We start from the raw sequence: 19,680 nt of genomic DNA, 5'->3' as shown, positions 1-19,680 counted from the left end.
TTCTCAGTTGTCTAGAGAACTCTCACTTTCTCAGTATCCCCGCTGGTCACAGGCTTGTAAAGCGTGTATAGGCTAAGCTGAGCGGTGGTAGCGCAGCCTTAGATGAGGTGGGTGTAGCTAGCCTTAGACAACAGTTCCGGTCCATTCTCCGCAGGACATGCCGTCTACGGAAAGGCCCAAGGTAAAAACTTCGTCCTGTAGGTCGAAGTGTGAGGATGGGATGGTCACGGCCAGCGCTTCTGGGGTGTAGGTGTATTCATAATCTACTTCCCGCCGAATGTCGCGTTCATCTTCCCCAAAGGATGCGATGTCCATAGATTCTAAGTGCTCATTGTCAAAGCGAATGGTGAGCTCTAGGTTGACGGTGTGGAGGGAAAAGACCACGTCACGGTGATGGGGGAGGCCGCCGAGCAGCCAATGTACCGTGACTGCTTCCTCATGCCTATCGAAGTGCACGCCGGCGAGGCGAATGTTGGTGGCTGGAGAATCTGGTCGAGTCATAGCGCCACCCACTGTACTCTTTACGTGAAAGTGAGCGCGGAGTATTCAGGCTTTGTCAGGTGGAGTCTATTAATGTTCCGCTGAGTTTTTAGTACTCTACGTGCAGCTCAGACAGGCGTACCTCGCCCGCTTCATCCGACGCGTCCAAATCCACGGTGCCGACGATCTGGTAGGAATTGTCGTCTTCAGGATCCTTGAGGATTTGGCGCACAGTCCACGACCGCGCTCTCGATGCCGCTGACATGTCGCCCTTGTCGAGTACGAAGTATTCGGGGCCACGTGCAGCCGGACCGACGTCAATATCGTCGTAATCGTCGAAGTACGCGTCAAGAGCCTCACCAAAGTCCGGAACCTCATCGAGATAGTCCAGCAGCTCGGCCAGCCGGTCCTCCTTCTCCAAAGCAAAAAGCTGGGCAAGTCGGAAGAAGTAATTGCGGACCATGATGCTGAAGGCACGCTGGTTTGCTGTCAGTGCCGTGGGATCCTCTACCCCGAAAGCAAGCTCTCGGTCTAAATCCTTCTGGGAGATAGGGGAGTCTTCGCCAGCCATTTCTGCCCATTCATCGACCAACGAAGAGTCCACCTGGCGAATGAGCTCACCGAGCCACACGATAATGTCCTCAAGCTCCTCGGTGAGGTACTCCTCAGGGATGGATTGCTTGAGCGTGCGCCAGGCGTCGGTGAGATAGCGCAGAATAACGCCTTCCGAACGAGCGAGGCCGTAGGTCGCGACGAGGTCCGAGAACGTCATGGCGCTCTCCAGCATGTCACGCACTACCGACTTAGGCCGCAGCTCAAACTCTTTAGCCCACGGGTTGGTCTGGCAAAAGGTCTCATATGATTGCTCGAGGAGCTCCTCCAAGGGCTTGGGCCACGTGATGTCTTCCACGATAGCCATGCGCTCGGTATAGTCCACGCCCTCCGCCTTGAGCGCTGCGATCTCTTCGCCTCGCCGCTGCTTTTGCTGGGCAATAAGCACTTGGCGCGGGTCATCAAGTACAGACTCGAAAACAGAAATGACATCGAGGGCATAGGACTCCGACTCAGGGTCCAGCAAAGTCAGTGCGGCAAGGGCAAAGGGGCCTAGGGGCTGGTTGAGAGCAAAGTCGCGCGGCATCTCGCGCACCACGTGGTATGGCCGGCCGTAAATATCGAGCCCCTTGGTGGACTTTTGGACCACTCCGGCATTCAGCAGGCCGCGGAACAAGCTAAGCGCGGTAAGAATGTCCTCGTTCTGACGAGCACGGGTGTTGTGGCTAGTGCGCAGCAGGTGCTTGAGATGCTCATAACCGTTGCCGTGGCGAGCTAAGACGTTGAGCAACATAGAGTTCGAAACCCGGAACTGGGAAGTGAGTTGTTCGGGTTTGGCGTCGATAAGCCTGGCGTAGGTCTTCTCCGACCAGGAAACCTCTCCCTCGCGTGCGGACTTCTTCTTTAGTTTTTTCAGGCGCGCCGGGTCATCGCCCACGCGGCGGCGGGCCTTGGCGTTCTCAATCTCGTGCTCTGGTGCCTCGACGACGACCGTGCCTTCCGTATCGTAACCGGCACGCCCGGCGCGGCCTGCGATCTGGTGGAACTCACGAGACTTAAGGATGCGCTGGCGCGTGCCGTCATACTTGGCCAAGCCCGTCATAAGTACCGTGCGGATGGGGACGTTGATGCCCACGCCCAAGGTGTCCGTGCCACAAATGATCTTGAGCAGGCCCTTTTGTGCCAAGCGCTCGACTAGGCGGCGGTACTTGGGCAGCATTCCTGCGTGGTGCACGCCAATGCCCTTGCGCAGAAGCTTGGACAGGTCCTTGCCAAAGGTCGTGGTGAAGCGGAAGGCACCGAGCTCAGCGGCGATGGCTTCCTTTTCTTCCGGCGTGATGATCTTTGACAACGAGGTCAGCGCCTGGGCGCGCTCGGAGGCCTCGCGCTGGGAGAAGTGCACCACGTAGACGGGTGCCTTACCAGACCCGAGGAGCTCTTCGATGGTCTCGTGCACGGCGGAGAATACGTAAGAGAAGTCCAATGGAACTGGGCGGGTGGTGCCAGCCACGAGGGTAGTGGTTCGCCCAGTGCGCTCAGTGAGGTCCTTCTCCAACCACGCAGTATCACCGAGGGTGGCAGACATGAGGAGGAACTGGGCCTTGGGCAGCTCCAGAAGTGGTACCTGCCAAGCCCAGCCACGGTCTGGTTCGGAGTAATAGTGGAACTCATCCATGACCACTTGGTCGATGGCGGCCTCTGCGCCATCGCGCAGCGCAATGTTGGCCACAATCTCCGCAGTAGCGGCGATGATGGGCGCAGAGCCATTGACGGTGGCGTCACCGGTCATCATTCCGACATTCTCTGGACCGAAGATCTCACACAGGGCGAAGAACTTTTCACTCACAAGAGCCTTAATCGGCGCGGTATAGAAGCTTCGCTGCCCACGAGCAAGCGCAATGAAGTGCGCGGCGTTAGCCACCATGGATTTACCGGAACCAGTCGGAGTGGCGAGGATGACGTTATCGCCGGCGAGGATGCCAAGGGATGCCTCTTCCTGGGCGGAATACAACGAAATCCCCCGGCCGGAGGTCCATGACTGGAAGGTGTCCCAAATGGCCTCATCAACCATAGACTCGGGGACTTCGGCGAGATCGGGCAACATCTGAGAAAGGTTCACCAGTCCCACCTTAGGCGAAAGCATGAGTGGCTACGCACAGAGCCGGGTCACGCATGACAATAGAGAACGAAGATGAAAGGCGCAGGTAGAGAATTATGACCTATACGTCGTCGCCTAGGTCGGTATCTCCTGCGCCGGACTCTGGGCCTTCGTTTTTGCCGAAGTTATCCTCACGGTCGTCGATATTCTCAGCGAGAATATCGGGATCGTCGTCGAGGCCCGCGAGGAAAGCTTCGAAGTCCGCGCCAATCTCCTCACCAGTAGGCATGTGTTCTTCGCCCGGCATGATGGCTTGTGGATGGCGCTTACGGTAGCGCTCCATGTACGCGTCATACTGCTCTTCGAGCTGGTTGACCACGCCGGCGATTTCTTCTGAATCGACGACCTGTTCTTCCAATTGCTGGTTGATGCGGTCAACGTCGGCTTCAAGGCTGCCCAGCGGAATGTTGAGGTCTACTGCGGACGCAACGGAATCCAATAGACGAAGCGTAGCTGCCGGGTACGGGGATGCCGCCAGGTAATGCGGCACGTGGGCCGTATAACCAGCGACGTGACGACCCTTCTTATCCAAAGCACGCTCGAGGTAGAGAGCGGCGGCCCCCGGAACCATCATCGTGGACTCCATGCGCACCATGGAGTTAAGGAGTTCAGGCGCGTTGCCGTGTGCAGTGACAACCGTGGGTCGAGTGTGCGGCACCGGCATCGGGGCGGAGTAGAGCATGATGGTGTTCTTGATATCGAACTTTTCCACCAAGTTGACTACGGCGTCTGTAAACGCCTCCCACCGCAAATCCGGCTCTGGTCCCGAAAGCAACAGGAAAGGCTTTCCAGAGTTATCGCGCAGTACCTTGATGCCGAGATCAGTGTTTTCGATCTCCACGGTGCGGTCATGATCAATGGTCACAGCCGGACGGCGTGAGCGGTAATCGATAAGCTCGTCATTGTTGAAGGATGCCAACTGGCGGTTCTCCAAAGCAGCCTTCAGGTGGTCCGCGCTAGCCTCCACGGCCTGCCCGGCATCGGCGTAGCCGTTCATAGCCACGATCATGGTGGGGCCGTTGCCTTCAGTGGAATCGTCCTTGACCGCCGGAGCGGGGTACTCCAGCTCATACATGCGGCGCTGTTCTCCCTGCATGGTTGTAGTGACTCTCCCTTCGTGTCCGGCGCTTAGTTTCGAGCGTACGGACTTCATCAGCGTTCTGTGGCGTGCAACGCTGTGGGGCTGCCGCCTATTCCCAGCTTCCCTCCGGCCCGACAAAGTCGATCTCACATGCGAGAGGCTGGTGAAAACTCGTGTTGATCGATCTAGCATGCCACAGAAGCAAAGATCGTGCCACGCTCTGCCCCGTGGAGGTGCCAGTGAGCAGAGCCTGCACTGTGGATAACTCCACCATTGTGGCTTCCACGGGGAGGGGTCGGGGAGGTTTATCCACAGAAATGACAGGAACTGCAGCACGGTTCTGGCGTGGCTGCAGCGCCTGCTTCAGGCTGAAGACATGAGTTCTTTTGCAGCATACACAGACAACACCCCACCGATTACAACCCCTGGCCACCTACTTGCGAATATCCCAGGTCTCCTAGGTTTCTATCCCGCGGAGTCGGTCATTTTCATGGCCATCGATACCACTCCACGTGGGCCTGCCATGGGCCCCATTGCGCGTGTCGATATCGCAGACGCTCAGGAGGTTCTTCCAGATATAGCCGCCGCGCTTGCAGAGGAAGCCCGTGAAGGAATCTTTGCTTTCCTCGTCTCGCATCGCCCGCTAGCAGAGCTCGCTGAGATTTCCTGCTGGCTCTACAACTTGGACCGAGTCCGCGATGGCATCGATATCGACGCAGCATGGCACGTGAGGGAGATTGCGCGCGGCGAGCACTATGCCATGCTCCACGGCATGGTGAGTACCGATGGTAGTGGTCCAATGAAAAAGTGGGTTGAGGGGACGGTGCCGGCGCTTACCGACGCCCCCACGATGCGCTCCTGCGTTGACCACAATGTCGTTCCGGAGCTCAGCCGCGAGGACTTCTTCTCTACCTTTGCTCGTGGAAACACGCATTTTGATGCCCTCGAGGCGGAAGCCCTTGGGCGGCAAGCGCGCGATAGCGCAACGAGATTGCGTGCCCGCGTAGCGGCGGAGGAAAGCACCACACGCAAGGAGCTGGTTGACAATTTTCTCGATGATGTCCGCTGGACACTGAACAAGGCAACCACCGCCGAGGAAGCGGCAAGGAATGTCGAGCTGCTTCAAGCATGTGCGCTGTGGATGTCAACCACCTGGACCCGGGACTTGGTAGTCGGTGAATGTACGGATGCGGGGGAGGCGGCCGCTAGCCTATTGCTGGCTACCGCGCGCACATTCGACGGCGAAATCAGAGCGAATGCATTGACGCTTTTCGCGCTGGCACAGTTAAAGCTCGACTGGGAAATCCATGCAGGGCCCGCATTGCAGACGGTGGCAGAGGAATTCCCTAGTCACCGTCTAGGTTCGTTACTGTGCCAGGCCTACCGCTATGGATTGCACGAGAAAATGCGTGACACCATTCGCAGTGGGGCTCAAGAGGCCTATAACACCGCCGTCGGCAGGGCAGGTGGAGCCCCAGCAACTCCCGTGACTAGCGATGTGCGGAGTGAGCCCGCTCGCCGAGCTGCCGGGTGAAGTTCCATGCATCGGTGACAATTGTGGTGAGATCAGTGCGGCTCGGACTCCACCCGAGCTCGGCTTTGATCTTGTCAGAAGAAGCTACCAGTGTTGCCGGGTCACCGGCGCGCCGGGGAGCTAGCTCTGCCGGGATGGGGTGGCCGGTAACCTCGCGGCAGGTTTCAATAACCTGCTTGACGGAATAGCCATCGCCGGAACCCAAGTTATAGATGCGGTGGGTGCCTTCAGAGTTGGTGCTTAGCGCCAACACGTGGGCATCCGCAAGGTCACGGATGTGGATGTAATCGCGAACAGCGGTGCCATCAGCAGTGTCGTAATCATCACCGAAGATGAAGATCTTATCGCGGTGCTCCAACGCCACCTGAAGGACTAGCGGGATGAGGTGGGTTTCGACCTCACGGTTCTCACCAATGGTGCCGTAGGCACCGGCCACGTTGAAATAGCGCAGAGAAGTAGCGCCCAAGCCATAAGCCTTGGCAAAAGACGTGATCATGTCATCGATAGCGAGCTTTGAAGCACCGTAAGGATTGGTGGGCTTAGTCGGCATCGCTTCTGTAATCGGGACCTGCTCCGGCTCACCATAGGTAGCAGCTGTTGAGGAGAAGACGAGGTTCTTGACATCGAACTCCCGCATAGCGTTGAGAAGCGTCAACGTGGTGACCACGTTGTGCTGCCAGTACTCAGCGGGTTTCTCTACGGACTCGCCGACGAGAGACCGCGCGGCAAAGTGAAGAACGCCCTCGAAACCGCCCTCGGAAAGAACGGAACGAGCCACATCCGCTACGTCACCTTCCACGAGACGGGCCTGCGCGGGAACGGCATCCCGATTGCCGGTAGAAAAGTTATCGATGATTGTGACGTCGTGGCCTTCTTCCACAAGGACCGCAGCGCACACGCTACCGACGTATCCAGCGCCACCAGTGACCAGAAGCTTCATAGCTACTTCACCTCGACGCGAATTGCGTGGGCGAGATCATCGACTAACTCAATCGTCTTACCGTCTTCGGTGCTCAGCGTGATGGAGCCGTTGTTATTCACCACGGTCACCGGTGAGCCAACCTGAAGTCCGGACGCATAAAGGTCACGGAAAGTGGAATTATCCGCTTGGAGGACCTCGTTGATCTGCACGATTGTGGCTTCAGTTTCTTCACCCTTGGGCAAATCGATAGCTCGGGTTCCTAGCTCGAGCTCAGCCGGGGAGGCACCGAGCTGTGCCAGACCCGGAATGGGGTTTCCGAAAGGCGAGCGAGAAGAATCTTCGAGAACTGCGACGACGCGCTTTTCCACTTCCTCGCTCATGACATGTTCCCAACGGCATGCCTCATCGTGAACCTGGTGAATATCCAGCCCCAGCACATCGGTTAGCAGGCGCTCAGCGAGGCGATGCTTGCGCATGACGTTGGTAGCCAACTCGCGCCCTTCGGCGGTGAGGTCAAGGCTGCGGTCGGTGCGCACATGAAGGAGACCGTCGCGCTCCATTCGCGCCACGGTCTGTGACACAGTAGGTCCAGACTGCTCGAGGCGCTCTGCAATACGGGCACGCAGCGGGGTAATGCCTTCTTCCTCGAGCTCGTAAATGGTCCGCAGATACATTTCCGTGGTGTCGACTAGGTCCCTCACGTGGGCTTACCTTTCTGCGTTATGGCGGTTGGAGTGGGCACAGAGCGCTAGCAGCGGCTAAGACAACATTCTAGGCGGATACCTCGAGCGTGTACCTGCCACGCAGGCTTTCTGCGTCCACATAGGTTGAAGCGCGGTAATAGCAATCTATTAAGAGAATAACTTAAACAATAGCGTATTCCGTGGCTCACAGAGCGCTGGTTGCCCCAGCATTGACTCGGGGTCTTGTTGGGAGTTGGCAAAGGGGCTAGGTGAGAAACGACGAAAGCCACCGAGCGTCGACCTCCCGGACCCCGTGGTTAGTCGACACAGGATAGGAGGGATGTCTCGATGGCTCTCGCCACATCTGTGGGCCGTGGCCGCTGGTGGGCGGTCACTGCAGGTTTTCTTAGAGCGCGTATTCGCGGAGACGGTCGGCACGGTTGCCATCACGCAGCTTGGCCATGACCTCACGCTCAATCTGGCGGACGCGCTCACGGGACAGACCAAACTTGCGGCCAATCTGGTCCAAGGTGCGTGGCACACCGTCATCGAGGCCGTAGCGTAGGCGAATAACGTCCTGTTCGCGCTCTTCCAGGGAACCAATGACAGAGCGGATATCAGAATGGCGCATGGAAGCAACGACTGCAGTCTCAGCGTCAGTAGCCTCAGCGTCCTCGATGAAGTCACCCAACGGGGCCTCTTCATCGGTGCCTACCGGCATATCGAGGGAAACCGGGTCACGGGACTGGCGCAGCAGCATCTCAATCTTGGATTCTTCGATGCCAGATTCCTCAGCCAGTTCCTCGTTGGTCGCCTCACGACCCAGAGACTGGTACATCTCACGCTTGATGCGGGAGAGCTTGTTGACCTGCTCCACCAAGTGCACAGGAAGGCGAATGGTGCGAGACTGGTCAGCCATGCCGCGGGTAATGGCCTGGCGAATCCACCACGTGGCGTAGGTGGAGAACTTGAAACCTTTGGCGTAATCGAACTTCTCCATCGCACGAATAAGTCCCAGGTTGCCTTCCTGGATGAGATCCAGCAGCGGCATCCCGCGGCCGGTGTAGCGCTTTGCCAGGGAGACCACGAGACGCAGGTTGGCTTCAAGGAGGTGGGAGCGAGCCTTCTTGCCTTCACGGGCCAGAATCTTCAGGTCACGCTTCTCGGCGCGGGTCAGCTTGTCCGCATTAGCCAGCTTGTATTCGGCGTAGAGACCCACCTCGATGGCCTGGGCCAGTTCAACCTCGTCCTCGGCGCTCAGCAGCGCGGTTTTGCCGATGCCATTGAGGTAGACGCGGACAAGGTCCGCAGACGGATTGTCATTAGTTTGGTTACGGCGTGAGCCGCGATCTACTTCCTGTTCTTCATCGAAAGTGGCAGCTGCGGTGCCAGTGGCGGTGTTGGCTGATGTGTGGGTCATCGTGAAGCCTCCTGAGTTGTTCGCCGGGTTCAAGAGATACAACGTTGCTCCACGCGGTTGAGTTCCCTGAAAAGCTGGGAATGCTCAAAACAGCGCAATCCCCGCGGTAGGACTCCACCTTTTTGGGGGAGTCGCACCGCGGGGAGAACATGTGCTCAGTGGCACGTTAGCGACGGTGAGTCATCACACTCGCCTCTAGCCACGCACCGTAACGAGGTATCGGTAAATCGTGGGCTCCGAGACTCCGAGACATGAGGCTGCCGCTGCAATCCCGCCCTTGAGGAGGAAGAACCCTGCGTCTTCCAACTCGGAGACCACCTGAATACGCTCGTCGCGGTGCATGCGTGAGACATCCGTTGTCTGCTTGGAAATTACAGAGTCGAGCATTGAATCCAGCAGCTGCTCAACGTTTGTTCCCAAAGACTCGCTGATTGGTTCTTCGGCAGGTTCTTGTTGATCCGGAACCACGGCCATGGGGCGCGGGGGCTGAGGCGAAGCCCCAGGATAACCGCTAAAGGCCTTTTCCTTGTCGAAAGCCGGATCCTCAGCGTTGCCAATGAGGGTATTGGCGGCTTCGCGGATGTGAATCAACTCCGAAACATCGACGTTGATGCACAGCATGCCACGCATGTGGCCGGTTTCATCGCGTATGAAGTAGCTGGATGATTGGCAAATTTTTCCTTCGGCGTTGACCGCTCGATATCCGGTCATCATGGGGACGGCGGCGGCATCGCCCTGTTTCATGAACCAGAGCGCAAAATCTGTAACTGGGCCACCAAGCTCGCGGCCGGAAATGTGATTATTGGCAATAGCAATGATGGACCGGTCGGGTACATCGAGATCATGGAGAACGATCTCGGTATTAGGGCCCATGGCCTGACCGAGAAATTCGACGAGTGGTATGTACTGCTCGAGGATATTTTCTTCGGAGGCATGGCTGCTAGAGAGATTCATTAGCTGAAGCATGTCCTTATATTCCTGTCAGTTTATAGAGAAGTTACCACACGAAAGCGGTGAGCCGAGTGAACACAAGCCGCAAAATGCTGTGCTCACCCGGCTCATCGATTCTTAGGAGGGCTCTAGCCGCATACGGCGACTGGCGGGTGGACTGCTAGTGCCAGACCGCCTTGCGACGTCTCACGGTATTTGGCGTTCATATCCTTACCAGTCTTGTACATGGTCCAAATCACTTCATCGAGGGATACGCAGGGCTTGCTTTCCCGCTCAAGGGCCATGCGAGCTGCAGTGATGGAGTCAACAGCAGCGACAGCATTGCGCTCGATGCAGGGGACCTGAACCTGGCCTAAGACCGGGTCGCACGTTAGACCGAGCTTGTGTTCCATGCCAATTTCTGCGGCGACGCACACTTGCTCTGGGGTGGCGCCCATGAGCTGTGCAAGACCACCAGCAGCCATGGAACAAGCGACGCCAACTTCGCCCTGGCAGCCAACCTCAGCACCTGAAATGGACGCGTTCATCTTGTAGAGGGACGCAATCTGGTTGCAGGCGAAGATGTAGTCTGCAAACATTTCTTCAGTGACAGGTTCGACGAACTTGTCGTAGTAGGCAAGCACCGCAGGTACGACGCCGCAGGCACCATTAGTCGGTGCGGTCACGACGCGACCGCACGCGGCGTTCTCTTCAGAGATAGCCAAGGCAAACATATTGACCCAGCTCAGAACATCGAGACCATCGTCATGATGATCGCTTTGCTCGAGGCGACGCTTCAGCGCAGCGGCACGGCGCGGCACGAGTAGTGAGCCAGGCAGCGGGCCGTCGGTAGAGGAGCCACGCTCGATGCCGGTAAACATGACATCGCGCACCTTGCCCAAGTGCTCAGTGACTTCGTCCTGTGAACGCAGTGCTAGCTCATTAGCCAGCCCGAGCTCGGGCAGAGTCATTCCATTGCGCTCACACAGCTCGAGCATCTCTTCGGCGCTGGAGTACGGGAAGGGGATATCCACCTTGTTTGAACCACGCATTGCGAAGTCTTCTTGCTTGACAATGAAGCCGCCGCCCACTGAGTAGTAGGTCTTGTGCAGGATGTCTTCCTCGCCAGCGAAAGCAATGAGGCACATACCGTTTTCATGCATCGGGAGGTATTCATCGTGGAAGAAGAATCCTCCTTCCTTCGGGAAATCAACCTCATGAGTTCCACCGAGCATGAGCTTCTCGCTACTGCGAACTTGTTTTACGAATTCGGAGATGCCGTCGATGTCAACGGTTTCAGGCTCTTCACCGGCGAGGCCGAGAAGGATGGCTTTGTCTGTGGAATGGCCGATACCGGTGAGGGAAAGGGAGCCGTAGACGTTAGCCTGAACCCGGGTGACCTTGTCAAAGAGGCCTTTTTCTTGCAGTTCGTCAACGAACGCCTTGCCTGCCTTCATTGGCCCCAGCGTGTGGGAGCTGGAGGGGCCGATGCCAATCTTGAACATATCGAAGATGCTGATGAACATTGTTCTTTCCTTGAATCCTCTGAGTGTTTCTTGTGGGGCCAGTTCTTAGAAGGCCTGGACGATGGAGTAGATGATGGTGGCCAGTGCAACCAGGCCCATCACGAATACGAAGTAGTTGGAAGCCTTGCCCTTGAAGCGCTGTAGTGCAGGAACCTTGTGGATGGCGACCATCGGGATGATGAAGAGCATGATGGCAATCGTCGGGCCACACAGGGTTTCAATCATGCCGAGGATGGAGGGGTCAGCCCAGGCAACGAGCCAGGAGGTGACCAGCATGAAGATGAGGGTGATGATGTTGAGCTTGCGCAGGGATTTGGCGTCATCCTTGTTGGCCTTCTTGCTGCCCTTGATGATGAGGCCCTCGAATCCTTCAGCAGCACCGAGGTAGTGGCCGAGGAAGGACTTGGCCACGGCAATCATGGCGATGATGGGAGCAATCCATTGGATGATCGGGGTGTCGAAGTGGTTTGCCAGGTAGGACAAGATGGTGATGTTCTGGGCCTTTGCTTCAGCCAGGTGCTCAGGGGAGAGGCTGAGTGCGCAGGAGAAGACAAAGAACATGACCACAACAACCATCAGGATTTCCGAGCGAAGCAGAGTCTTGCTGGCCTTAACCTCGGCGTACTTGCCGTAGGTCTGGCGGCGGTCAACTGCGAAGGAGGAAATCATCGGCGAGTGGTTGAAGGAGAAGACCATGACGGGTACGAGGAGCATCAGGGTAACGCCCAGGCTGTGGCCGGAAGCCTCGCGAGCGACGCTCAAGTCGAAGGACTCAAACAGAGCGGTATTCCACTTCGGGATGAGGTAAATGGAGAGCAGAACGAGGACACCGATGAAGGGGTACACCAGGTAAGACATGACGTGAACGACGACGTCCTTACCCATGCGGACAATGAGGATGAGGCCACCAACCAGCAGCAGCGAGGTGAGCCAGCGATCCGGTGGTGTGATTCCCAACTGGTTCTCCAGGAAGGAGTTGACCGTGTTGGTGATGGTCACCGAGTACACGAGAAGGATGGGGTATACCGACAGGAAGTACAGGATGTTCATCAAGACGCCGGCCTTGATGCCGAAGTGCTCCTCGACGACGTCCGTGAGGTCACCGTCGGGCTTGGAGCTGGAGAGTACGAAGCGGGTCATGCCGCGGTGTGCCCAGAAGGTCATGGGCAAAGCAATGACGGTCATGATGAGGAGCGGGATGATGCCGCCGATACCGGCGTTGATGGGGAGGAAGAGGACGCCGGCGCCAATGGCGGTGCCGAAGAGGGAGAGCATCCATACGGTGTCTTCCTTATTCCACTTCGGGGCGCCTTCGCGTCCTTCAAATGGGGTGTCGATACCGGGGACGGAAGATGACTGTGCTGATGAAGGAGATGAACTCTGTGAGGTCTTGAGAGCCTCAGGCATCTCTGCGTGGTTTTCGGGGTGTTGGGCCTTGTCGTGATTGTGTCGCAATACTGAGTGAGACATTGTCTTTCCTACTGTCCTAGTGGTCGATCGAAGCGATTGGGCTTCCACAACCTTGTAGTGAGAAAAGATTCTCATCTGCAATCTTGTTGTACAGGGCGTGAGAATGACTCTCACACTTACTGCGTATACAGCCCGTTTGCTTCGCTGTGCCCTCAGTATAAGCCGGAAGTGGTGAGAAATGATAATAAATTATCGCAGCGGAAGCAGGAAAATTATCACACTCGCTGAGTTTGCTTTTTTAGTTCTTTTATGTATTGTTCAACAAAATTGGACGGCTGGACTTTAAAACTAGGTCTCTACCAGCACTGTAAATGGTCCTTCGTTCACCGAAGACACACGCATCATGGCGCCAAACTGACCAGTTTCGACGCTGAGTCCACGCTCCTTCAAGTGGGTAACGATGGCGTCGATGACCGGTTCTGCTTCGTGTCCTGGTGCAGCATCAGACCAGGAAGGGCGTCGCCCTTTCGCGGTGCGACCATAAAGCGTGAACTGGCTAACGACCAATACTGGGGCTTGAGCTTCGAGTACCGAACGCTCGCCTTCCAAGATGCGGAGCTCCGCGATCTTGCGTGCCATTTTCTCCGCACGAGGGTGCCAGTTGTCGAGGTCCTCAGTGGAGACACCAATGAGAGCTAAGAGCCCGCCAGTGTCGGGACATTCGATTGAGCCAACGATGTCTCCATCAACGGTTACTGAAGCTTGGGACACACGGGTTAATACTGCACGCATGGTGGGCGAAAAGTTACCTTTCTAATAAAGCGTTGACTGCGATTTTGTATAGCAGCTAGTCGGTATGTGAAAAAGCCAGCAGCTCGGTCGGGATTAGAAGACCGTGGCGGATCAGATCGACGATGGCGGGGAGGGCGGCGTCGACAAGCGCGGCTTCGTCATAGCCCTGCGCGGCAGCATAAAGCTCGATGGTCTCGCCAATGCTCAAACCGTGCGGGTTTAAGCCGGCCACGATGGCTGCCAGGTGCTCGTCCACATCATGCTGCCAACGGGGGCCATCGGTGCGCGTTAGGCGCAGTGCAGCGCGGGTAAAGCCCATACCCACCTCAGTATCGGGAAGTGCGACATCCTCACGGGCAACGCCCGGGCGCAGCTGTACGTGTGCGTCTTCCAACTCGCCGGGCACAAGCCCACGCAGCCACTCCACTCGGGCAAAGTATTCCTCGACTTCGGGCCCGAGCGGATCGACAACCGGCTGGGTCATGGTCTCCGCCAAGATATCGGAGGGCTCATCATCCCCAATACGCTGAATGGCTACGAACCCAAAGCCAATTCCGGTGACCTCGTGATCATGGAAGTGCTGCAACCATTCCCGTGAACGCTCTTGGCCAAGGGGGCTTCGCACATCGATTGACTCATCGGCCAACCACGTGGACACGTAGAGGGCAGGATCAGCCACGTCGCGCTGAATGATCCACGCAGCCACCCCGGTATCGGGCAACCACGAGGCAACTCGCTGTTGCCAGGATTCATCGCCCTGGTGGACCCACGCAGCCAGCAGGTGGGCGGTACCACCTGGGGTGAGATGCTCCGCGGCGTGCGAGACCACGAGCTCACTAGCGCCATCAAGGTTGAGGCCGGAATCGCGATAGACATGGCCCACCTCCGGCAGTCCCACGACGAAAGGCGGATTGGCCACAATACGGTCGAAGCGCTCCCCGGCTACCGGCTCAAACCAGGAGCCTAGGCGCAGATCCACACGCGGAGTTGCACCCGCAGCCGCGACCGTGGCGCGAGCAAGATCAAGTGCGCGCTCGTGCACGTCTGTTGCCACGATGCGCTCGGCAGAATCCAGCTGGCCCAGCAATTGCACACCGGAGCCAGTGCCTAGATCAAGCACGGAGGACACCGGGGACGTTGGGGTGGAATGTAGTAGAGAAAGGCTTGCAGAACCTACGCCCAAGACATGGTCAGGACCCGGCACGTGATCCACCAAGGAGGCATCGACATCAGAGAAGACCACGCGGTTGCGTCCCACAATGATATGCGGGCGGATGTCGTAGGCGATGAACACGGTGCCGTGCTCATCGGTCTGCGCTACGCCCGAATCGAGAAGTTTGGCGGCAAGGCGCGCCCCCAGGACCTCTGACAGCAGCGTGGCCGGTACGTGCTCGTGCAACACGAAGATTCGGATGAGGTGGTCTAAATCGGTAGTGCCGTTGGCACCCAGCGCCACCGCGGCAGGTTCGCCACGATGCAAAGCCTCTGTGTACTCTGGGCCCAAGTGCCCAGCTATCCCATCAGCGTTAAAGCCCGCCGTGTCGAAGACCTGGACTAGTTCGTCAGCGAACTCAGCGATGGGATGATCCGGGTACATCTGCGGGCCAAAAGGTGAAGAGTCGGAGATATTCACAAAAACTCCTTACAAAGCTCTAGTCGTCGTGGTCAATCGTGTCAGGTTGTGGTTTGTCCGGCGCGCCGGGCAACGCACCGTGGTTCTGATGCTCTAGTTGCGCGCGTTGAGCTTGCGCCATTTGTCGTGCTAGCGCAGGTTTGTACAGCGACTTCTCGCGCTTGTCTTTCTTCTGCCCACGGCTATTGCCAATGACCACTGCAATCCACGGCAGCGGGAAGGTCACAGCCACGACAAGCGCAGCCGGAATCCACCATTGCCAGACATAGGCCAAGACTCCGGCGATGATGAGGGAGGGGATGCGCAAGAACTGCAAGACAAAGTAGGTAACCTCGCGGCGATGGCGATCTTGCCCGGGGGCGAGTTTGGCTGTGGTGATGAGGTAGCGCTCACGGCCAAACGCCCGACCGCGTCGTCGCCCCGATTGTGGGGTGCGGTCTGCGTTATCACGCGAGTTCGAAGGGGTCATGGTCACAAGCGTAGCGGGAGGACTCGCCAACTTCGATACCGATACGGCATGATAGGGGGCGTGAGTACGACGACTAAGACTATTGAACGCCCAGATGTTCGCGAGGATACGTCAACCAATGACGACACCCCGAAGTTCTTTCATTACGTCAAGAAAGACCAGATCCTCGATTCTGCGGTCAACGGCAAGTACGTCGTTGCCCTGTGTGGTGAGACTTTCCCGGTGACCAAGCAAGCCAAGCCTGGTTCACCTGTGTGCCCTGACTGCGAGCGCGAATACAAGAGCCTGCGCCGCCGCTAGTAACACGTCGTCTTCCCTAGAGGAGGACGAAGCGCGCTGTGTCTCGCCCGAAAAGGAGGCGCAGCGCGAGGAACGACATACAGCATCGGGTTTTGGGAAAAGTAGAGGGGGATAGTCGCTGACCGTGTCGACACAGTCATCAGCACAAAGATTTGCCAATAACGGTTCACTCCGTGTGTGGCAGCGAGCCGCATTGGATAAATTCCTGGCCACCAAGCCGAAGGATTTCATGGCGGTGGCGACTCCTGGCGCAGGTAAGACTACCTTCGCGCTGCGTGTTGCCACCGAACTCATGGCGGATCGCACCGTCGAGCGCGTCATCGTCGTGGTGCCAACGGAGCATCTCAAGGTTCAGTGGTCTGAATCCGCTTCCCGCGTGGGGTTGGCTCTGGATCCGAAGTTTACTAATTCCTCCGGCGTGAATCCCGCGATGGACGGCGTGGTAGTGACCTACGCCCAGGTGGGTATGCACCCCTTCAAACATCGCGCGGTGGCCTCGGCGCGGCGCACGTTGGTGATCCTCGATGAGATCCACCATGCCGGCGACGCCAAGAGCTGGGGCGACGGCGTGCGCGAGGCCTATGACGATGCCGAACACCGCTTAGCACTGACCGGTACTCCTTTCCGTTCGGATGATTCGCAGATTCCCTTCGTGCGCTATGAAGAGGACGGGGAGGGGCACTTGGTGTCCCGCTCCGATCACACCTACGGCTATGGCGATGCGCTTGCCGACGGCGTCGTGCGCCCCGTCGTCTTCCTTAGCTACTCGGGCGAGTCCCGTTGGCGTGACAGCGCGGGCGAGGAACATGCAGCGCGCCTTGGAGACATTCTTAACCCCGAGCAAACAGCCCGCGCGTGGCGCACGGCCTTGGACCCGAAGGGCGAGTGGATCCCCACCGTTCTTCAAGCAGCCCACACTCGTTTGATGCAAATGCGCCGCAACATGCCGGATGCCGGTGGCCTCGTGCTGGCTACCGACACGACCACCGCGCGCGCCTACGCGAAGATCCTCAAACAGATTTCCAACACCCCAGTCTCCGTCATCTTGTCCGACGACCCAGGTTCCTCCGCACGCATCGCAGAGTTCTCTGAATCCACGGATGAGTGGATGGTGGCCGTGCGCATGGTGTCCGAGGGCGTTGACGTTCCCCGTCTCGCCGTGGGTGTTTACGCCACCTCGGCGTCGACCCCGCTCTTCTTCGCCCAGGCCATCGGTCGCTTCGTGCGCTCCCGCATGCCTGGCGAGACAGCCTCGGTCTTCCTACCTTCTGTGCCTGTTCTTCTCGGACTTGCCGAGAACATGGAGAAGCAGCGCGACCATGTCTTGGGAGGGGAGAAGAACCCCGACAAGGAAGGCTGGGACGACGAGCTTCTGGAGGACGCTAACCAAAAGAAGACCGAGCCCGACCTGCTTGAACCCTCGTACGAGTCCCTTGGCGCCGAGGCGGAATTCTCCGGCCTGCTCTACAACGGCTCGCAGTTCAACACCGGAGCCATTACCGACGAGGACGAGGATTTTCTGGGAATTCCCGGGCTTCTCGACGCCGACCAGGTCAAGGACCTCCTGCGCAAGAAACAGTCGGAGGAGATGGACCGGCGCGAAGCCGAGGAAAAGGCGCGCCGGGCAGCGGAGGCAGCGGAGGAGCAGCGCCGCAAACTCTATGGCACCCCGCATGCGCCGAAACGTGGAGGGCAGGGCGGTGCCGCGGGGACGTCGGCAAGCACTGGCGGCTCTGACGCGGGCGTGGTGGATGAGATTTCTGCGCTGCGCAAAGAGCTCAACACGGTGGTATCCATCACCGCACAGCGCACCGGCCGGCCGCACGGCGCTATCCATACCGAAGCCCGTAAGGCTTGCGGTGGCCCGCCCACTGCGCTTTGCGACGCCGAGCAGCTGCGCCAGCGCATCGAGTACCTGCGCAAGTGGTAGCAGGTCCTTAAGGACACGACGGTGACGAGACGGCGCCGCGACGGCGCCTGGCTAGTGCAGCGATGAACTCCCTGCCCCGAAAATGTGAACGGTGTAACTGTTTTCTGCGCGTGTAAGCTCGACATCATCCTGCCCATAGGCCTGTGGCTTAAGAGAATCCAAGGAGATGGATGATGAAGAAGCTCATCAATTCACCGGAGAACGTTGTTGCCGAATCAGTAGAAGGTTTTGCACAGGCGCACAGTGACATTGTCACGCGCGCCACGGATCCTCTGTTCGTAGCCCGTACAGAGAAGAAGGAAAGCGGCAAGGTCGCCATTGTCTCCGGCGGCGGTTCGGGACACGAGCCACTCCATGCGGGGTTCGTTGGCCACGGCATGCTCGATGCTGCTGTCCCCGGCGCAATGTTTACGTCACCGACGCCGGATGCTATTCAAGCCGCGACTGACGCCGTCAATGCCGGCGCGGGCGTGCTCTACATTGTGAAGAATTACACGGGGGACGTCCTCAACTTCGACACTGCAGCTGAACTCGCCGAGTTCGATGACATTGAGGTCAGCCAGGTCATTGTGGATGACGATGTTGCTGTTGAAGACTCAACCTATACCGCGGGCCGCCGCGGTGTGGCAGGAACTCTCCTCGTGGAGAAGCTTGCGGGTGCGGCTGCCGAACGTGGTGATGACCTCGCTGCGGTAACAGCTGTGGCCAAGAAAGTAGTGGAAAATACCGCGACCATGGGCGCAGCACTGACCGCATGTACGGTGCCGCATGTGGGCAAGCCTTCCTTTGATCTGGGTGAGGACGAGGTTGAACTGGGTGTCGGTATTCACGGCGAGCCCGGCCGGAAAGAGATTCCGTTGATTTCAGCTGATGACGTGACGGATCACCTGTTGGACCCCATCCTGTCGGACCTCAAGCTCGGTGAAGGCGAGCGCGCCATCGTCGTGGTGAACGGCATGGGGGCCACACCTGCCTCGGAGCTCTATGTGGTCTACCGCCGTGTGGCTCAACGCCTCAACAATGACGGCGTGACCATCGAGCGCTCCCTCGTGGGTAATTTCGTCACCAGCTTGGATATGGCCGGGTGTTCCGTCACCGTGATGCGCGCTGACGATGAGGACGTGGCGCTTTTCGACGCCCCCTGCCACACCGCCGCACTACGTCAAGGGATGTAATCATGACTAACCTTTCAACCGCTTGGGCTCAGGCCTGGATGAAGAACTGCGCCGCCGCGGCTCATGAACACCGAGACGAACTCATTGAGCTCGACCGTGTGATTGGTGATAGCGACCATGGCGAAAACGTTGACCGCGGCTTCCGCGCCGTGGTGGACAAAGTCGAGGAAGAGATAACGACAGAGGGCTCTACCGTTGCTGACGTACTCAAACTTACCGCTAAGACTCTGATGTCCACCGTTGGTGGTGCCTCCGGCCCGCTGCTGGGTACAGCGTTTCTGCGTGCGGCCAAGGCTGCAGGCTCAGGCGACCTCGATGCGGCCACGACCGCAGCCATTATCGACGCCGCCGCAGAAGGAATCACCACGCGCGGTAAGGCAACAGAAGGCGAGAAAACCATGGTAGACGCGTGGGCCCCCGCGGCACGCGCTGCCCGTGAAGCGGCGGAGTCCGGACACAGCCCCGCTAATGTTCTGCGCGCGGCTGCCGATGCCGCCGCGGAAGGCGCCGAAGCTACTATTCCGATGGTGGCGACGAAGGGCCGCGCCTCCTACCTAGGCGAGCGATCCGCAGGGCACAAGGACCCCGGTGCGGCATCGACGGCGCTCTTTCTTGCCGCGGCTGCCGACGCCGCGAGTGCTGCGCCTGGGGACAACGGCAGCACCACAGCCCAGGAGGATTAAGC

Annotated in this window: 17 protein-coding genes; 5 read left to right on the top strand and 12 right to left on the bottom strand. The window is 58.3% G+C overall.

All coding sequences use genetic code 11. The features are described 5' to 3' along the window. Nucleotides 1–123 precede the first annotated feature (123 nt). The 3 genes from HMPREF2875_RS08500 to HMPREF2875_RS08490 all read right to left on the bottom strand — a co-directional run bounded on the left by HMPREF2875_RS08500 (nt 124) and on the right by HMPREF2875_RS08490 (nt 4,286). Entirely contained in the window at nt 124–501 is a 378-nt protein-coding gene (locus tag HMPREF2875_RS08500; protein WP_070672105.1) for a hypothetical protein, read from the bottom strand. 88 nt (nt 502–589) lie between these two features. Then, a complete protein-coding gene (locus HMPREF2875_RS08495; protein ID WP_070672102.1) occupies nt 590–3,151 on the bottom strand; it encodes a DEAD/DEAH box helicase in 2,562 nt (853 codons plus the stop codon). A 100-nt stretch (nt 3,152–3,251) separates the two neighbouring features. Continuing rightward, nucleotides 3,252–4,286 carry a PAC2 family protein gene (locus HMPREF2875_RS08490; protein ID WP_070672100.1) on the bottom strand — a complete coding sequence of 345 codons (1,035 nt, stop codon included), beginning with the start codon at nt 4,284–4,286 and terminating at the stop codon, nt 3,252–3,254. Nucleotides 4,287–4,647: 361 nt separating this feature from the next. Between HMPREF2875_RS08490 and HMPREF2875_RS08485 the strand changes: the two genes are divergently transcribed. Beyond that, complete coding sequence (locus HMPREF2875_RS08485; protein ID WP_070672098.1) at nt 4,648–5,805, top strand: DUF4192 domain-containing protein; 1,158 nt, start codon at nt 4,648–4,650, stop codon at nt 5,803–5,805. On the opposite strand, the gene galE is transcribed toward HMPREF2875_RS08485, so the two are convergent. The 9 genes from galE to HMPREF2875_RS08440 all read right to left on the bottom strand — a co-directional run bounded on the left by galE (nt 5,762) and on the right by HMPREF2875_RS08440 (nt 15,590). Then, nucleotides 5,762–6,745 carry a UDP-glucose 4-epimerase GalE gene (gene galE / locus HMPREF2875_RS08480; protein ID WP_070672096.1) on the bottom strand — a complete coding sequence of 328 codons (984 nt, stop codon included), beginning with the start codon at nt 6,743–6,745 and terminating at the stop codon, nt 5,762–5,764. The genes HMPREF2875_RS08485 and galE overlap by 44 nt on opposite strands. A gap of 2 nt (nt 6,746–6,747) precedes the next feature. Then, nucleotides 6,748–7,428, bottom strand: a complete 681-nt coding sequence (locus HMPREF2875_RS08475) for a metal-dependent transcriptional regulator (RefSeq protein ID WP_039675759.1) — start codon at nt 7,426–7,428, stop codon at nt 6,748–6,750. Nucleotides 7,429–7,816: 388 nt separating this feature from the next. After that, entirely contained in the window at nt 7,817–8,830 is a 1,014-nt protein-coding gene (locus HMPREF2875_RS08470; protein WP_070672094.1) for a sigma-70 family RNA polymerase sigma factor, read from the bottom strand. Between the two features lie 195 nt (nt 8,831–9,025). Beyond that, nucleotides 9,026–9,784, bottom strand: a complete 759-nt coding sequence (locus HMPREF2875_RS08465; RefSeq protein ID WP_246817078.1) for a helix-turn-helix transcriptional regulator — start codon at nt 9,782–9,784, stop codon at nt 9,026–9,028. Nucleotides 9,785–9,909: 125 nt separating this feature from the next. Beyond that, nucleotides 9,910–11,286 carry an L-serine ammonia-lyase gene (locus tag HMPREF2875_RS08460; protein ID WP_070672090.1) on the bottom strand — a complete coding sequence of 459 codons (1,377 nt, stop codon included), beginning with the start codon at nt 11,284–11,286 and terminating at the stop codon, nt 9,910–9,912. A 45-nt stretch (nt 11,287–11,331) separates the two neighbouring features. After that, entirely contained in the window at nt 11,332–12,693 is a 1,362-nt protein-coding gene (locus tag HMPREF2875_RS08455; protein WP_371327566.1) for an SLC5/6 family protein, read from the bottom strand. 351 nt (nt 12,694–13,044) lie between these two features. Beyond that, a complete protein-coding gene (gene dtd, locus HMPREF2875_RS08450) occupies nt 13,045–13,488 on the bottom strand; it encodes a D-aminoacyl-tRNA deacylase (RefSeq protein ID WP_070672086.1) in 444 nt (147 codons plus the stop codon). A gap of 55 nt (nt 13,489–13,543) precedes the next feature. Next, complete coding sequence (locus HMPREF2875_RS08445) at nt 13,544–15,085, bottom strand: DUF7782 domain-containing protein (protein ID WP_070672298.1); 1,542 nt, start codon at nt 15,083–15,085, stop codon at nt 13,544–13,546. A 55-nt stretch (nt 15,086–15,140) separates the two neighbouring features. Beyond that, nucleotides 15,141–15,590: a DUF3099 domain-containing protein gene (locus tag HMPREF2875_RS08440; RefSeq protein ID WP_070672084.1), complete on the bottom strand. Its 450-nt coding sequence runs from the start codon at nt 15,588–15,590 to the stop codon at nt 15,141–15,143. A gap of 48 nt (nt 15,591–15,638) precedes the next feature. On the opposite strand from HMPREF2875_RS08440, the gene HMPREF2875_RS08435 reads away from it, so the two are divergent. The 4 genes from HMPREF2875_RS08435 to dhaL all read left to right on the top strand — a co-directional run bounded on the left by HMPREF2875_RS08435 (nt 15,639) and on the right by dhaL (nt 19,678). Next, nucleotides 15,639–15,890, top strand: coding sequence for a DUF3039 domain-containing protein (locus HMPREF2875_RS08435; RefSeq protein ID WP_070672082.1), 252 nt, complete (start codon nt 15,639–15,641; stop codon nt 15,888–15,890). Between the two features lie 124 nt (nt 15,891–16,014). Next, nucleotides 16,015–17,820, top strand: coding sequence for a DEAD/DEAH box helicase (locus tag HMPREF2875_RS08430; protein WP_070672079.1), 1,806 nt, complete (start codon nt 16,015–16,017; stop codon nt 17,818–17,820). Nucleotides 17,821–17,993: 173 nt separating this feature from the next. Continuing rightward, nucleotides 17,994–18,995, top strand: coding sequence for a dihydroxyacetone kinase subunit DhaK (dhaK, locus tag HMPREF2875_RS08425; RefSeq protein WP_070672077.1), 1,002 nt, complete (start codon nt 17,994–17,996; stop codon nt 18,993–18,995). A 2-nt stretch (nt 18,996–18,997) separates the two neighbouring features. Continuing rightward, the gene (dhaL, locus tag HMPREF2875_RS08420) at nt 18,998–19,678 is read left to right on the top strand and encodes a dihydroxyacetone kinase subunit DhaL (RefSeq protein ID WP_070672076.1); all 681 of its coding nucleotides are present in this window, start codon (nt 18,998–19,000) and stop codon (nt 19,676–19,678) included. Nucleotides 19,679–19,680 lie beyond the last annotated feature (2 nt).

This window comes from Corynebacterium sp. HMSC078H07 (assembly GCF_001812805.1).
In the GTDB taxonomy this organism is placed as follows: domain Bacteria; phylum Actinomycetota; class Actinomycetes; order Mycobacteriales; family Mycobacteriaceae; genus Corynebacterium.
The sequence above is the reverse complement of the archived record's forward strand: the minus strand, read 5'-3'. Positions and strand labels throughout refer to the sequence as shown.